This is a genomic window from Lewinella cohaerens DSM 23179 (assembly GCF_000379805.1).
Lineage (GTDB): Bacteria > Bacteroidota > Bacteroidia > Chitinophagales > Saprospiraceae > Lewinella > Lewinella cohaerens.
This window is the reverse complement of record NZ_KB903541.1, coordinates 19,463-34,963: the sequence shown is the minus strand read 5'-3', so window position 1 is coordinate 34,963 and position 15,501 is coordinate 19,463. Positions and strand designations below refer to the sequence as shown.

The following is a 15,501-nucleotide window of genomic DNA, read 5'->3' as shown; positions in this document are numbered from 1 at the left end:
ATGCAAAGATTACTCTATATCATCCAGAAGGAATTTATCCAAATCTTCCGCAACAAGGCCATGCTACCCATGATGACGGTAGTGCCCATTGTGCAGTTGATTATCCTCTCGTATGCAGCCAGCAACGAAGTAAAGAACATCCGCCTGGCGATTGTCAATGAAGACCACTCGCCCACGGCGCGTTTGCTCGTTCAAAAAATCGAAGCCGCAGATCGTTTCCTACTCATCGATTTCCCCGCTTCCGTAGCTCAGGGCGACGATATGCTACAAACTGGCGAGGTAGACATTGTCCTTACTATTCCATCCCAATTTGAGCAACACTTCTATCGCGAAAAACGAGGTAATATCCAGCTCCTGGTCAATGCCATCAATGGGCAGCAAGCCAGTGTGGGGGCCGCTTATTTAAACATTATCATTCAATCTTTCAATCAAGAACTACAGGCCAACCTCAAAATAGTCAACCGAAATGGCCAACCGCCGGCATTTATCAATGTCCCCACCGCCAACTGGTACAACCCCGAGCTTAATTTCAAATACTTCATGGCTCCTGGTATTTTGGGCGAGCTGGTGACCATTTTAGTAATGCTCCTCACCGCCATGAACGTCGTTCGAGAACGCGAGATCGGCACCATCGAACAAATCAATGTCACGCCCATCAAGAAATGGCAGTTTATCCTGGGCAAGCTCATCCCTTTCCTGGGCATTGGCATGGTGCTTTTGACGGTGGGCCTCACCGCTGCGAAGCTCCTCTTCGGCATTCCTATGCAAGGCAGCCTGTTTGTCATTTTTGCCTTCTGTGCACTCAACCTTACGGCAGTTTTAGGACTAGGACTCTTTATTTCCAACCTCTCCGACACCCAGCAGCAAGCCTTGTTCACCACCTTCTTTTTCGTCATTATTTTCATTCTCATGAGCGGCCTCTTCACGCCTATCGAGAGTATGCCCCAATGGGCGCAGTACCTCACCATCCCCAACCCGATCGCCCATTTTGTAAGCGTCATGCGGTCGGTATTGCTCAAAGGAAGCACCTTCTGGGACGTCATTTACCATTTTCGGGTAACGGTGGTATTGGCGGTGGTATTCAATACGCTGGCGGTCTTGAGTTATCGTAAGGTAGAATGATCATCTACCATTATGGGCCCTGCCTTCTCCCGTCCCGACTTTTCTAGTCGGGACGGGATCGCCACCAGGCTATCTGTCGCTATCGCTCCGCCCATCCTTGGTTCTTGTTCCGATGGAAGATCGGAATCTCGGCACCGAGCTCCAGGATAGGGTATTTTGCAAAAAGGCGTTTACAGAAAGTACTTTTTACTATACCGATCAATCGATATCTTCCTGTTTAACTTGGAATAAGCGAACGCAAGGAACCTTTGAATTCGATAATTATTTTTTCAAGATTCTCTAGATTCAAGTCTTGATTGTCTTTTGAATCTAACGTTAAAATCCAATCCGTGAATGGGCCAACTGGGGTAAATGTGGAATCATCTTTTGTTATCAAACCATCAAACCCTTCACTTAAGGCTTCTTCCGTTCCGATTTTTTCATTGTTGTAACGCATTACAACATACTTTGACGTATGAGAGGCTGGGAATAAATTCCCTTGCCGGTCGACCAATGTTTCCCCCCCGGTGTGAGTAAGAACAACTTGTACTTCATTGTTACTTGTAGTGGCACCATACAGCCAAACACGAACTTTGGAGACCCTTACATCCGCCAATCCGTGAAAAGGGGAATCTCCTGCTTTTGTACTCCTTGTTGAAGGTTGAATATTGATACCTATACTGGATACTTCACCTGCTTTGAAAGCATCAAAAATAGCAGCGCCAAAATATTGTTCGTCTAAAGTCACTTTAATATTAGAAAACGGTTGACTGTCACTTCCTAGTGATTCGTGGGCCATAGCAATCTTGTTTTTTGCAGTGGCAGATAGCTTTTCTGCAGTAGCAATATCAATAGAATGAGGCTCAATGTTGCCAAAAAGGGACTCCATATTTAACTTGGCATCTAAAGACCAAAAAGCCGCTGCTCTGACACACATGTAAAGGTCATTAATGAAATAGGAGATGACTTGATGGTGAATACTTTTCATATAGCTTACCATAAGCGGCAAGCCAGGATCTACATCTGTCACGTCTGCTCCAATATCATTTTGGCGCTTTTTTTCTAAGTCAATGTCAGAATGCAGTTTAATATATTGACCGACATAGTCATTGTATAACAGGATAGCCTGATTTCTGGCATTTACAGACTGGACAAACTCATTTAGTGCGATCCTTGCCTCGGCTGCCGATTCCATACTTGCCACTTTGTCTAAAAGGGCGTCCAATTTTTCTTTTTCACAAATAAGTTTCTTAGCATTTGGATCAGCAACACTTATTAGGCCGTTGATCAATCGATATCCTTCATCAAGCTCCTGAAAATCTTGCTCTTGAAGAATAAATTGATCAATTAGTAGTGCTTTTCGTATCGACTCCCCATCCTCTGTTTCAAACTCATTTATACCTTTGTATGCTAGTTTTGCTCCTTCTTTTCCAAGCGTAGCAAGTTTTTTGCTTGTACCTCCTGGGGTTGACGCTACGTTCTTTGTAACTTCTATGAAGTCATTCACATTTAAATTAATCTTGCTTTGAATGGCCTCCGCTACCGCAGTGATTTTATCCATTAATTCTTCTTGCTTAATGGATACATTTTTTTCAAAGGCATCGACCTGAGGGGTAAGTGTTTTTATTTCACTAGCTATTAATTCAATATCTGATTGGAGCTGTAATACCCTGTTCTTTGACTGATTTAATGCATCCGCAAGCCCCCTGATTTTTTCGTCACGGGAAATCGATGCAGATAAGTACTTGGTATAAATAGGTTCGATTGTTTTCAGGCTACTTAGTGACTTGTCAACCTGTTTTCCCCAATATTCATGGTTACCCACTGGAACAAAGTCTGGTCGATGTCCAAAATAATTTTGCCCTTGTCTTAAGTATCTATACATCGCCTTGGCGCTGTTAAATAACTCTTGATAGCCATGAGGGGTGTTTTCTTTGTCAAAACCTTCATTTATATCTAAAAGGAAGATGATTAATTGTACACAGGTTTGGATGTGAGGAGAACTAAGATTGTCTCCTGCTGCCAGATAATGAGCGCTTGCTTTTTCAAGCAGCATGTTGTAAAACAACAAGGAATCTTCCGCCTGTGGAAACAGATCACAAGGGGCAAGGCTTGGTTGTGTTTCATCACTTTTCATAACAAAACTCCCATCTTGCCCTGCTTCTCCTTCTATGAATTTTCCTTCAATACCAACTTTCCCTTCTTCACCTGTGGGGCCTGTTGCCCCTCCTGGGAGAACAATTTCAGGCCCCTTACCCGCATCAAGCTTCCTAGCTTCTTTGCCCCCAACACCTCCACTTCCGGCCTCACCACGATTGCCACCTGCTCCGGGGTTACCCAGGTTGCCCTTATGGGCATTTCCTTTGATATCAAGATCAGGCGTTTTTTTTGCCAGGATCTTAACTTCAATCGTACCACCATTACCTCCTAGTCCTGCATTACCTCCTGGTCCTCCATCTCCACCTTTGCCACCTCTACCGCCATTTTGCCCAACTAAACCGTTACCAAAAAAACAATTATTGAAGGCATCATCTCCTTTGCCACCTTTGCCACCTTTACCGCCATTCTGGCCTTTGCCACCATCGCCGCCATCACCTCCAAGAGCTGTGAGAGAAATACTTGTATTAGGGTCGCATTCAAAAAAGGATAACTTAATATTTCCTCCATTTTTTCCACTGGTGCCATGTTGGCCCCTCTCTCCATCTCCACCTCCTTTGCCATCACCGGGCATAGTATCAGCACCAATGCATTTAACTACGCCGGCAGACCCCGTGTTTCCTATCGGCGCATCAGGGACAGGTAATACCGAACCGTTATTTCCTTTTTGGCCATTAACATTTATGTTTACTTTGTTACCGTTACCCGACAACAACACTTTTTTTGCATAAAGACTAATGTTTTTGCCTGGTGCAGTAATATCGCCATCAATGATTAGTACTTCTGCCCAGATGGTCGTATCGGCAGTAGGGGGAATATAAAGGGTTCCGGCTTCTTCCCCTTTTTCAGCAGCTTGTGTAATAACAAGTGGTTTGGATGCCCATACTGTTAGGGATATGATCTCCTTAGAGTCTTTGTCTATTTCTCTGCTTGTAATTCGTTTATGATAATTTTGATCATAAATGAACTCCGTATTGCTATTTTTTGAATCCATGGGTTTCAGGTTTGTTTAAAACAACAAAATAATACATAATACTGCATTTGAATAAATTAACCGAATAAAAAAAACAACCAATGTACGTTTCGGCAAAAAATCATCTGATAAGATTATTAAGTTAATGAATATTCCCAACAGCTTTCGCTATTTGACAATGGCAAAGGTAGGAGTAGATCACCCTCTACTTAAGCGCATTTTGACCCAAAAACCTAGATGGGGTAGAAAGGAGGGAAGGCATAGGTAGAAATGCCTATTTTCATGTAGTAAGCCCTAATTAACCAGGCATTTAGCTTATATTACTAAAGTATTAAAACCATATTCTTAAATACACAAACACAATAAAATGAACTTGAAACCTAATTTATGGACCCTGATTTTTGCCCTTACGGCTGGCGCGTGGTTTTGGAATATTTACATGAACGATTCCCTTACTGTAGGGCCTTCTCCTGAAATTGTAACCAAAGAGGACACTCCGCTTCTAGGAGAAAAATCGGATTTAGAAATCTTGAATCTTCTGTCACGCTATGAAATCACCCCGGCAGAGTATAAAAAAAACAGAGGGCGATATGTAGGTTTTGTAAAAGATTGTATGCAAACCCAATGCCTGACAGTGGAGTATACAGGCCCCTCGTATTATAAAATACACCGCAATGAAATAGATGAATTCAGTAAGTTAGATACTGGAGGTTATTTCTATTTGATCCCAATAATAGAAGACATAAAAACCAGTGATGGCGCATGTAAAACAGCACTGACTTTAGCTTTTACTAAAGAGAGACCTGAAACAGAGGGGGTAATTAAAGAACTTGGAGCAAATGATAAAATCTATAATTTTGCTACTCCCTGCCCTCCGCTTTGTGAAGATGAGTTGGCCGTAAACATGTTCTGTGAATAAACAGAAAGGGATAGCACAAAGGTAAAAACCTACACACTAGAAAATGATTAAAGAACTCGCCATTGTTGCTGGACAAGTTTACTTGGTCCTTTTGATCCTGAACAATCTTATCGTGATTTTCAGGCACCAGCAACTACCGGTCAAAATCCGCACATTGATCTTCTATTTGACGATCAGCTTAGCCACTGATCTGAGTTCTCGATATTTGTTTAACCAGGCCAGTAACAACCTCTATTTGTTGCATATTTACACTTTATTGGAGTTGTTGGCCTGGTCTTACTTTTTTTACCGCTTTTTCATCCACGAGCAATGGGTACAGCACAAGCTTCCGTGGTTGGTTGGGGGGGTAGCACTACTCCTGATCAGTAACAGCATTTTTCTGGAGCCCATTACTGGCTTTAATTCTAATGCTAAAACACTCGTTCAGTTAATTCTCATCTCCTACGCCATTTATTATTTCTTCTCTTCCTTTGGTAAAATAGATCTTCGTCAGCCTTTACCGCTAGCTGCTACCCTCATCAATTTTGCCATCCTACTTTATTATTCCGGAAGCTTATTTATCTTCATGTTTTCCAAACTGTTGACTAACCAGGGAGTAGCCAGTAATTTACAGTACGGTTTTTGGGCTATTAATGCCTTGCTGTTAGTCATTCTACACGGCCTTATTCTTATCAGCTTATGGATGGTAGCCTCCAGGAAAACAACCTCATCATGATCATTACCCTCGGTATTGTAATGATGCTCCTGTTGGCACTGGCCTTTGTGCTGTTTTTCTATTTTTCGCAACAGAAATTCCAGGTACAGCAGCTGGCAGCCCAGCAACAACAACTCAATCACCAGCAACAATTGTTGATCAGCAGTATTCAGGTTCAGGAAGAAGAACGGCAACGACTGGCTCGGGAGCTGCACGATGAGGTAGGCTCCAAACTTAATGTCATCAACCTGGGGCTACATCGCCTACGGAAACATGCGATGGAAATACCCGATATCAAGGAAACCCTACAGGATATCTTTGGAGTGGTGGACATGACGATTACGACGACCCGCAGGATTGCCCATGACTTGCTACCTCCTACACTGGAAAAATTTGGGCTGGCCACTGCCTTGGAGGAGCTTTGTGAGCAACACAAGCAAGGCGATTTCAACATTTCTTTTACCCTACAGGAACAACAACCATTGGTCATTGATCAGGTTACTGCTTTGAATTTTTTTCGCGTAGTTCAAGAGCTTTTGTCCAATAGTATCAAACACGCCTCGGCTGATAACATTAGTATTCTTCTTTCGCACAATGACCAAGAGATCAGGCTTGCTTACCAAGATGACGGGCAGGGATTCTCCTTGAAAGGAGATCACATTAATAAAGGATTAGGTATGCAGAATATCGAATCTCGCCTACAAATTATCAATGCTACTTACCGCCTAGAGAGTGAACCAGGCAAAGGGCTTTTCTTTCAATCTGTAAAAAGAAAATCATGAGGATTGCTATTGCCGATGATGAGGAACTTTTCCGCAAAGGGATCAGTATGCTTTTGACGGACTTTGAGGGTGTGGAGCTAGCCTTTCAAGCGGGGAATGGCCAGGAATTATTGGATCAACTAGCGGCTGTTGAAACGCAACCGGATATTCTCTTACTCGACTTGAACATGCCTATTCTAGATGGCGTAGAGGCTGCTAAAATCTTGCAAGAAAAATATCCCGAGTTAAAATTCATTGTACTTTCCAGCTACTATTCGAAAGCCTTTATTGTAAAAATGATTGAGCTTGGAGCGGCTGCCTACCTTGTCAAAAACAGTACCCCTGAAGACATGGAGCATACCATCAGAGAAGTTGCAGAGAAGGGATTTTATTACGATGACAAGGTAATGAGCGTTATTCGTGACAACATAATCACCAAAACACGCCCTCCTTCCCGAGTCTCCTTTCGCAACGAAATCAGCAACCGGGAACAAGAGGTATTACAATTGATTTGTGAAGAGCTGACGACACCAGAAATAGCAGCACGCTTATTTATTTCGCCCAGAACGGTACATGGTCACCGCAACAGCCTGCTGTCGAAATTAGATTGTAAAAACACCGCCGGACTGGTAGTCGTTGCCCTGCAAGAAGGCCTGGTAGATATCAAGCGAATGCGCTTTTGAGTACTACCCCTATTGTGCATCAGCCTTCCCTCCTTGCGCCCGCAGACTCTCCACGAGTACAGCTAACAAAATGATAGCACCACCCAAATAGGTCGACCAGCCAGGGTATTCTTTTAAAAAGATAATCCCCATAATGATACCATAAACGGGTTGCACACAGCTCATAATACTGGCTGTAGTTATAGAGAAATGCCGAAAGCTACGCAGTAACAAGGTATGCCCCAAAACGGTAGTAATCACTGCCAGCAAAGCGATATACGGCCAAGCCGTTTCGATATCACCAGTACCTTCCCAAAATAAGAAGGGCAGCAAAACCACGCTCACTGCCAGCATATGATGGTACATAATGATGGTTCCGCTATAGCGGCTGACCTGGCGTTTCATCAGGATATTGCGCAAAGCATAAATGGTGGCCGAGAACACTCCCCAGGCAATCGCCTGTACTTCCCCATTGGCAATATCAAACTCCGGCACCAGAAAGTAGATACCCAAAAGCGTAAGGCCACCCAACAGCAGATGAGTGGCCTGAAAGCGCGTTTTTAACAAAAGGGGTTCCAACACAGCCGTAATCACCGGATACGTGAACAAAGAGAGCATTCCGATAGCTACACTAGATAGTTGCAGCGAAATAAAATAGGTAACCCAATGCAGGGCTATTAATACGCCACCGCTCAGAATGAGGTAGCGATCTTTTTTGTTTTCAATCCATAGTTGTTGTCGTTGCAACTTCAACAACACCATAAAAATAACACTGGCCAGGGCTGCTCGCCAAAAGATGACCACGGTAGCTGGCATCGCAATCATCCGCCCCAACGGGCCCGAAGTGGCAATAAGCAAGATGGCCAATTGAAGGAGGAAAATATTCTTAACATGCGAAGGGGCAGCCATGAAACATCGTTAAATGAGCGTCGAAGATACGGTGCAGTAGCTACAAGGTCGAGGTGTTTCAAATTGAATGACATAAGGCACCCCAGACACCTATCAGGGCAAGTCCATGAATTTGCCCTGATAGGTGTCTTTTTTTTGATCCAGATAAGCCTACCACGCAATCCGTTCTCCATCACGGAAGAAACCGCCGGTGGGGCCACCATCTTCTATCGTTGCCGCCCAGACGATACCTTTGGCACCTTCGGGGATAGAGCGCGTGGCTTCCTTGCCGCCCATGTCGGTACGTACCCAGCCGGGGCAGACGGCATTCACAAGGATATTATCGTTTGCTGTGAGGTGAGCCAGCTTGATGGTTAGCACATTTAGGGCTGCTTTTGACATCGCGTAGGCGGGTTTGCCGCCGTCCATACCATTGAGGGCGCCGGCGCCACTAGAGAGGTTCACCACCCGACCAAAGCCCTTCTCTTGCATCAGCGGGATGAAAGTTTGCGCCATCCGCCAGGGACCAAAAAGGTTGGCCTCCATGGTTTCGTGGCATTCTTCCAGGTCGGCATTGAGGGCATTGTGCCACAAATCGTAGTTGATGCCCGCATTATTGACCAACACATCCAAGCGACCGTAAGTGTTGATGATCCACGCTTTGATGGTAGCGATGCTCTGTTGGTTGTTGACATCCAATTGGTGATAAACAATATCCAAANCCTCTTGGGCGATATCAGCCAGGGCAGCGCGGCCTTTGTCTTCGGTTCTACTTGTCAGGATCACGCGGTAGCCTTCCTGGGCCAACTGGCGACATACTTCTTTACCTAAACCACGGTTGGCGCCCGTCACGAGGGCTATTTTGGAATTTGTCATTGTTTCTGTTTTGGTTCTTGTACCTAGCCGATACGAATACAATACTCAGTCATAACCCTGGTCATTCCCGAAAGGTTTAGCACATGGTCAATTTCCGTTTATGGATAGTACACCTTCTAAGGCATCTACATCTAAAACAAGTGCGCAGGCCGCCAGGCCGGAGCACGCCGCATCCCGATCCATCGGGAGAGGAGGACAAGCGATGGGCAGGAACGACAGTGACAGACAGCGCGGTGCCGAGGCACGATGGCATGGCCCATAACAAATCCTATGGTTAGTATTAACGCTTAGAGGAATGGGTATTGCGGTTTTTAAACCACATGACTTGTCGGGTAAATTCGTGAATTTATCTTGTAAAGTCCCCCGTTACATTCCCTTATAATCCCTCGTATGGTTTATAAAACCCCTATATGCCTATGTGATTAGAAAAAAATCCCCTTTAGTGCCCTTCGGTGTCTTATGTGGTTCAAAAAAACCACCCTACCGTCACTACCTAATCATTAGGTATAGTTTAGGTATTCGTGTTTTCGGACTTGTAGGAATCGAAAAAAGCTCGTTGTTTTATAAACTCTATGTAATAATTTACCTAATCAGGGTTCTTCTTACCTCCTCCTTTCTTATCTTTGCGTCGCTAAAGGGTAAAAACTGTGTCAGTAACTGAACTTTCTAATCCCTGTTTTGTCTTAAAGGCATATTATCTTATTTAGATTTAGTCTAAATCCTAAAGTACCGCCATCTATGAGCGATTCAATGCAGATGAGTGATTCAATGCAGACTTTGGAGGAGCACACCCAAAGTGAATACAAATACGGCTTCACCAGTGACATCGAAACGGATATTTTTCCGGTTGGGTTGAACGAGGAGGTTGTACGCATGATTTCTGCAAAAAAGAACGAGCCTGAATTCTTGACCGAATGGCGCCTGAAAGCCTTCCGTCATTGGCAAACCATGACCGAGCCTGAATGGCCCAACGTGAATTATGAAAAGGTAGATTACCAATCTATCAGCTACTATGCAGCTCCAAAAACGAAGCCACAATACGAAAGCCTGGATGAGGTAGACCCAGAATTGCTGGCGACCTTTGATAAGCTCGGTATTCCTTTAGAGGAGCAGAAATTCCTCGCTGGTGTAGCTGTTGATGCGGTAATTGACAGTGTTTCCGTAAAGACCACTTATACCGAGAAGCTCGGCGAGCTGGGCATCATCTTCTGCTCTTTCAGCGAAGCGGTGCACAACCACCCCGAGCTGATCAAGAAATACCTGGGAACGGTTGTTCCTCCTACCGATAACTTCTTCGCAGCACTGAACTCTGCCGTATTTAGTGATGGTTCTTTCGTTTATATTCCTAAAGGTGTACGTTGCCCGATGGAATTATCGACCTATTTCCGAATCAATGCGGCTAATACCGGACAGTTTGAGCGTACGCTCATCGTAGCCGAAGACAGCAGTTATGTAAGTTATCTGGAAGGCTGTACCGCTCCTATGCGTGATGAGAACCAACTGCACGCCGCAGTGGTAGAACTCGTAGCACTGGATGACGCCGAAATCAAATACTCTACCGTACAGAACTGGTACCCTGGTGATAGCGAAGGCAAAGGTGGTATTTACAACTTTGTAACCAAGCGTGGTATTTGTCAGGGTAAAAATTCCAAGATTAGCTGGACACAGGTAGAAACTGGTTCAGCGATTACCTGGAAGTACCCTAGCTGTGTCCTCAAAGGTGACAACTCCATTGGTGAATTCTACTCCGTAGCCGTTACGAATAACATGCAACAGGCAGATACGGGTACCAAGATGATTCACATTGGTAAAAACACCAAGAGTACCATTATTTCTAAAGGTATCTCTGCCGGGCGTTCGCACAACTCTTATCGCGGATTGGTGAAAGTGGGCAAGCGTGCCGAAAATGCGCATAATTTCTCTCAGTGTGATTCTATGCTGATGGGCGATCGTTGTGGTGCACACACTTTCCCTTATCTGGAAATAGAAAACAGTACTGCTAAAGTAGAGCATGAGGCCACCACTTCAAAAATTGGTGAAGATCAAATGTTCTACCTCAAGCAGCGCGGCCTCAGCGAAGAAGACGCCATCAATATGATCGTTAATGGTTACTGTAAGGAAGTTTTCAACGAACTCCCGATGGAATTTGCTGCTGAAGCACAGAAACTACTTGCCATCAGTTTAGAAGGCAGCGTAGGATAATCATCCAAGTGATGTAAAAATCAACCAATCAAATTAGCATCTTAAAAATAAGCATTCATGCTCACGATTAAGGATCTCCAAGCATCCATTGACGACAAGACTATCCTTAAGGGTATCAATCTTGACATTAAGCCCGGCGAAGTTCACGCCATCATGGGCCCTAACGGTTCTGGTAAAAGCACTCTTGCTAACGTACTTGCTGGCCGTGATGAATACGAAGTAACCGGCGGTTCGGTCACCTATCTGGGAGAAGACCTCCTAGAGATGGAAGTGGAAGAGAGAGCACACGCAGGTATGTTCCTGGCTTTCCAATATCCGGTAGAAATTCCGGGTGTAAGCAACGCTACTTTCCTAAAAAGCTCCGTGAACGCTGTTCGCGTAGCACGTGGTGAAGAAGAATTGAAGCCAGTAGAAGTACTGAAACTACTCCGTGCTAAAGCCAAAATGTTGGGCATCGACGAGTCTTTCCTCAAGCGTTCTTTGAACGAAGGTTTCTCCGGCGGGGAAAAGAAGCGTAATGAGATGTTGCAGATGGCGATTTTGGAGCCAAAACTTGCCGTCCTTGACGAAACAGATAGTGGCCTTGATATCGACGCACTGAAGATCGTTGCCGATGCCGTGAATCAACTGCGTAACGCTGACCGTTCTTTCATCATCGTTACCCACTACCAGCGTTTGCTGAATTACATCGTTCCTGATTACGTTCATGTTCTCCACGAAGGACGCATCGTAAAATCTGGTGACAAGAGCCTCGCGCTCGAGCTGGAAGATAAAGGATACGACTGGATCAAAGCTGAGCAATCAGCTACCGTTTAATTTAGCCCAAAAGCGAAACACATGTCAGCAATTTTGCAAGATCAAGATACGGCTACCAAAGACTGGTACAAGCAATTGTTCCAAACCTACCAGCAAGGGCTCAACGGGCACAGCGAACACCCACTGGCTCAGTTCCGGATAGCTGCTTACAAGCAACTGGAGGGACAAGATTTTCCCACCCGTCGGGATGAAGACTGGAAATATTCCGGTGCGCCTATCGCGCGGATGATGGAAAACCGCTTTCAGGAAACCAGCGCTCCCGCAGTGGACGCCAACACGGTAACAGCCTACCAGATTCCTGAATTAACAGCGGCAACTTTCGTCTTTGTTAATGGTGTTTTTCAAGAAGAGCTCTCGGCCAGCACCCTCCCCAAAGGAGTAAGTGTAGAGCGCCTCAGCACGGCCCTGGAAAACGACGAAAAGCGTGCCTGGATTGAAGATCAAGCTGCTCAGGCAGGAGGTACCGAACAGAATACGTTTTTGCCACTCAACCGGGCTTTCGCCCAATATGGTCTCTATATTGAGACGGAGCGTAACGTCCAGGTTGATACACCAATCTACTGCCTTTATCTGAATACAGCTACAGCCGAAGCTCACCTTAGCCATCCCCAGCTTTTTGTTCGAGTACGTCTAGGTAGCAACCTTTCGGTGATTGAACGCCACGATGCAACACCCGGTACCGGCAGCTATTTTACCAATGTAGCCAACTGGTTTAGTGTGGAAGACAACGCCCACTGCCACCACTACAAGCTTCAACTGGAGAATGAGCAGGCCCTACAAGTACACAACACCCTGGTTCGCCAAGGGCGCGACAGTATTTATAGCAATTACAGCCTCGACCTGGGTGGTAAAGTAGTGCGTAACAACCTTGCCACTACCCTACTCGATTCGAATACCAACACCAACTATTACGGTGTTTACCTCGGCAACAAGCAGCAGCATATTGATAACCAAACGTTTATCGACCATGCTGTACCGCATTGCCAGAGTAACGAATTGTACAAAGGTATCCTTACGGATTATGCCCGTGGTGTGTTTAACGGAAAAGTGACGGTGCGCCAGGATGCGCAAAAAACCAATGCTTTCCAGCAAAACAGCAGCCTGGTACTTTCCAAGAATGCCATCATGGACGCCAAGCCACAGCTTGAAATTTTTGCTGATGATGTTCTCTGTAGCCACGGTGCCACTATTGGCCAACTGGACGAAACCAGCGTGTTTTTCCTACGCAGTCGCGGACTTTCAGAAGAACAGGCCCGTCAACTATTACAGCAGGCTTTCTTGGCTGAAGTGCTCGAAGCTATGCCTAACGAAGCTGTACAGGCTTACGCGATGGAGATGCTGGTAGCAAAATTACTGGGATAAACTCACTGTTATTTTGAACCACTTAAGGCACCTAAGGTTTTTATTCTTAGGTGCCTTAAGTGGTTCAAAACAAAAATAACCTCAAATGTCTAACACCATCACCGCTCCGGCTTTAGATATCGCACGTATCCGTGCTGATTTCCCTCTTCTTGAAGGCGAGATGCGAGGTAAACCACTGGTTTTTCTCGACAGTGCCGCTTCCAGCCAGAAGCCACAGCAGGTGTTAGATGCTTTAAACTACTACTACCGCCACCAGAATGCCAATGTGCATCGGGGTGTTTACGAATTGAGCCAACAGGCCACCGATGCTTTCGAGCTGGGCCGCGAACGGGCTCGTCACTTCCTCAATGCTGGTAGCACCGAAGAAGTAATCCTTGTTAAGGGTTGTACTGATGGTATCAATCTGGTCGCTTCTTCCTTTGGGCGAAAATTCCTACGGGAAGGGGATGAGGTGATCATCTCCGCGATGGAGCACCACTCGAACATCGTTCCCTGGCAGCTGGCCTGCGAATACAGTGGAGCTATCCTGAAAGTGATTCCTATCAATGACCGTGGAGAACTGATCATGGAGGAATACAAAAAACTCCTCAACGAGCGCACCAAGATCGTCTCCATCGTTCACGTTTCCAATGCCTTGGGAACCATCAATCCTGTTAAAGAAATTATCGACCTGGCCCACGAACGCGATATTCCGGTATTGCTAGACGGTGCCCAGGCGACGCCCCACCTGAAGGTGGATGTGCAGGCGCTGGATGTAGATTTTTATGCCTTTTCTGGTCACAAAGTTTTTGGCCCTACGGGTATCGGTGTCCTTTACGGCAAGAAAAAATGGTTGGAAGCCATGCCTCCTTACCAAGGCGGCGGCGAGATGATTGCTACTGTTTCCTTTGAGAAAACCACCTACAACGAGCTGCCCTTCAAGTTTGAAGCTGGCACCCCGGATATTTCCGGTGCTGTAGGGCTGGGCGTGGCCTTGGAGTATATCGAACAAATTGGGCAAGATAACATCAGTGCTCACGAAAACCAGTTATTAGAGGCAGCCACCAAACAACTTCTCGAAATTGATGGTTTAAGGATCATCGGTACTGCCGAAAACAAGGCCAGTGTGATCTCCTTCTTGATCGAAGGTACACATCCCTACGATTTGGGGACCATTCTCGATAAGTTGGGAATTGCCGTTCGTACGGGGCACCACTGTACACAGCCTTTGATGGATCGCTTCGAGATTCCTGGCACTGTACGGGCTTCTTTTGCCGTCTACAACACCATGGAAGACGTAGACAAACTCGTTGCTGGTGTGAAACGAGCGGCGAACATGTTACGCTAATAGAGTATAATGACAATCAACGAAATACAAGACGAAATCATCGAGGAGTTTTCCTTTTTCGATGATTGGATGGATAAATACGAATACCTCATCAGTTTGGGTAAAGACCTCCCCCTTATTGATGAGCAGTACAAAGACGAACAACACCTGATCAAAGGCTGTCAAAGCCGGGTGTGGTTACACGCAGAACAAGCTGCTGGCCAAGTAGCATTTACTGCCGATAGTGACGCGATTATTACCAAAGGTATTATTGGCCTATTGGTACGTGTGCTTTCGGAGCAAAAACCAGAGGATGTAGCCAAGGCTGAACTCCACTTCGTTGATAAAATTGGCCTGCACGAACACCTCTCTCCTACCCGTTCCAATGGGCTGCGCAGTATGGTCAAACAAATGAAACTTTACGGACTAGCCATGGCCGCCCAAAACGATCAAAGCAATGGATAAGGACGCTATCAAAGAGAACATCATTGCCGCTATCAAAACCGTAATGGACCCAGAAATCCCCGCCGATATCTACGAGCTGGGGCTGATCTACACCATAGATATTGACGACACCGGCAAAGTACTCATCGAGATGACCCTCACCAGCCCCATGTGCCCGGTAGCCGACTCTATGCCAATGGAGGTGCAGGAGAAAGTCATTGCCGTAGAGGGTGTCACGGATATCGACCTTAGGGTGATCTTTGATCCCCCTTGGGACAAGAGTAAAATGAGTGATGAGGCCTTGTTGCTCTTGGATATGTTTTAATACAACAAGCCTCAC

The 15,501-nt window shown here is 45.6% G+C and carries 14 protein-coding genes; 11 read left to right on the top strand and 3 right to left on the bottom strand.

From position 1 onward, the window contains the following. The gene (locus A3EU_RS0110705) at positions 1-1,122 is read left to right on the top strand and encodes an ABC transporter permease (protein WP_020536157.1); all 1,122 of its coding nucleotides are present in this window, start codon (positions 1-3) and stop codon (positions 1,120-1,122) included. Between the two features lie 217 nt (positions 1,123-1,339). Here A3EU_RS0110705 and A3EU_RS35265 read toward each other — a convergent pair whose 3' ends face one another. Next, complete coding sequence (locus A3EU_RS35265) at positions 1,340-4,252, bottom strand: hypothetical protein (protein WP_020536156.1); 2,913 nt, start codon at positions 4,250-4,252, stop codon at positions 1,340-1,342. A 346-nt stretch (positions 4,253-4,598) separates the two neighbouring features. Here A3EU_RS35265 and A3EU_RS0110695 point away from each other — a divergent pair, with 346 nt between their 5' ends. From A3EU_RS0110695 to A3EU_RS0110680, 4 genes are read left to right on the top strand one after another with little or no spacing between them, the layout of a single operon-like run. After that, on the top strand, positions 4,599-5,150 hold the full coding sequence (locus tag A3EU_RS0110695) for a hypothetical protein (RefSeq protein ID WP_020536155.1): 552 nt from the start codon (positions 4,599-4,601) through the stop codon (positions 5,148-5,150). Positions 5,151-5,193: 43 nt separating this feature from the next. After that, on the top strand, positions 5,194-5,865 hold the full coding sequence (locus tag A3EU_RS0110690; RefSeq protein ID WP_020536154.1) for a hypothetical protein: 672 nt from the start codon (positions 5,194-5,196) through the stop codon (positions 5,863-5,865). Then, positions 5,862-6,626 (top strand): sensor histidine kinase, encoded by a 765-nt coding sequence (locus A3EU_RS0110685; RefSeq protein WP_020536153.1) that lies wholly within the window; start codon positions 5,862-5,864, stop codon positions 6,624-6,626. The genes A3EU_RS0110690 and A3EU_RS0110685 overlap by 4 nt, the downstream gene beginning before the upstream one ends. Beyond that, positions 6,623-7,288 (top strand): response regulator transcription factor, encoded by a 666-nt coding sequence (locus A3EU_RS0110680; RefSeq protein WP_020536152.1) that lies wholly within the window; start codon positions 6,623-6,625, stop codon positions 7,286-7,288. The genes A3EU_RS0110685 and A3EU_RS0110680 overlap by 4 nt, the downstream gene beginning before the upstream one ends. A 9-nt stretch (positions 7,289-7,297) precedes the next feature. Here A3EU_RS0110680 and A3EU_RS0110675 read toward each other — a convergent pair whose 3' ends face one another. Next, positions 7,298-8,176: a DMT family transporter gene (locus A3EU_RS0110675; protein ID WP_020536151.1), complete on the bottom strand. Its 879-nt coding sequence runs from the start codon at positions 8,174-8,176 to the stop codon at positions 7,298-7,300. Positions 8,177-8,326: 150 nt separating this feature from the next. Beyond that, positions 8,327-9,031, bottom strand: coding sequence for an SDR family oxidoreductase (locus tag A3EU_RS0110670; protein ID WP_020536150.1), 705 nt, complete (start codon positions 9,029-9,031; stop codon positions 8,327-8,329). A gap of 756 nt (positions 9,032-9,787) precedes the next feature. On the opposite strand from A3EU_RS0110670, the gene sufB reads away from it, so the two are divergent. The 6 genes from sufB (at position 9,788) to A3EU_RS0110640 (ending at position 15,486) form a co-directional block, all read left to right on the top strand. After that, a complete protein-coding gene (gene sufB / locus A3EU_RS0110665; protein ID WP_026211332.1) occupies positions 9,788-11,233 on the top strand; it encodes a Fe-S cluster assembly protein SufB in 1,446 nt (481 codons plus the stop codon). A 57-nt stretch (positions 11,234-11,290) separates the two neighbouring features. Beyond that, a complete protein-coding gene (sufC, locus tag A3EU_RS0110660) occupies positions 11,291-12,049 on the top strand; it encodes a Fe-S cluster assembly ATPase SufC (RefSeq protein WP_020536148.1) in 759 nt (252 codons plus the stop codon). A 21-nt stretch (positions 12,050-12,070) separates the two neighbouring features. Next, positions 12,071-13,411 (top strand): Fe-S cluster assembly protein SufD, encoded by a 1,341-nt coding sequence (sufD, locus tag A3EU_RS0110655; protein ID WP_020536147.1) that lies wholly within the window; start codon positions 12,071-12,073, stop codon positions 13,409-13,411. Between the two features lie 85 nt (positions 13,412-13,496). After that, positions 13,497-14,738, top strand: coding sequence for a SufS family cysteine desulfurase (locus tag A3EU_RS0110650; protein WP_020536146.1), 1,242 nt, complete (start codon positions 13,497-13,499; stop codon positions 14,736-14,738). A 9-nt stretch (positions 14,739-14,747) separates the two neighbouring features. Then, positions 14,748-15,182: a SufE family protein gene (locus A3EU_RS0110645; RefSeq protein ID WP_020536145.1), complete on the top strand. Its 435-nt coding sequence runs from the start codon at positions 14,748-14,750 to the stop codon at positions 15,180-15,182. Continuing rightward, positions 15,175-15,486, top strand: coding sequence for an iron-sulfur cluster assembly protein (locus A3EU_RS0110640; RefSeq protein ID WP_020536144.1), 312 nt, complete (start codon positions 15,175-15,177; stop codon positions 15,484-15,486). The genes A3EU_RS0110645 and A3EU_RS0110640 overlap by 8 nt, the downstream gene beginning before the upstream one ends. Positions 15,487-15,501: the final 15 nt, after the last annotated feature.